The sequence below is a fragment of the Pedobacter sp. 01N416 genome, assembly GCF_056399685.1.
This window is the reverse complement of record NZ_JBFTRT010001051.1, coordinates 1-562: the sequence shown is the minus strand read 5'-3', so window position 1 is coordinate 562 and position 562 is coordinate 1. Positions and strand designations below refer to the sequence as shown.

The window sequence follows — 562 nt, the reverse complement described above, 5'->3', positions numbered from 1 at the left end:
GGATTGAAAAGGCTATGCTATTGATAGAAACAACAACATATTCATTAACCGAGATTGCCTATCTTACCGGATTTTCAGACCAGAGTCACTTTAATAGAATCTTTAAGAAACAAGCCGGAGAAAACCCGTCGTTTTACAGAAAAAAACACCAAAAAGGTAAAACGGATACAAATAGTTAAATCCGTACAATTATAGTGCCTTACGAATAAGCAATATTGTAATAAAATACAATTTGCTGATGAAAGAACAAACAGATAAAGCCAAACCGCTATACTCATTAGCCGAAATTACAACGTATTTCCTAAAATTGGGTACTTGGGGCTTTGGCGGTCCCGTTGCGCTGGTAGGCTATATGCAGCGTGATCTGGTTGAGCAGAAAGGCTGGCTGAGCGAGGAAGAATATAAAGAAGGGCTAGCGCTTGCGCAACTGGCGCCCGGGCCTCTTGCCGCGCAGTTGGGTATCTATATCGGTTTTGTACACTATGGCTTAATTGGCGCTACTTTAACAGGTTTAGCCTTTGTACTGCCATCCTTCATCATGGTGGTTTTGCTTGGGATGGCC

At 42.2% G+C, this 562-nt stretch carries 2 protein-coding genes; both read left to right on the top strand.

What is annotated here, in order from left to right:
• Window positions 1-14: 14 nt before the first annotated feature.
• Window positions 15-179 (top strand): helix-turn-helix domain-containing protein, encoded by a 165-nt coding sequence (locus AC1DND_RS29185; protein ID WP_477586508.1) that lies wholly within the window; start codon window positions 15-17, stop codon window positions 177-179.
• Window positions 180-238: 59 nt separating this feature from the next.
• The coding region (locus tag AC1DND_RS29180) for a chromate transporter (protein WP_477586506.1) at window positions 239-562 on the top strand (324 nt) is incomplete at its 3' end.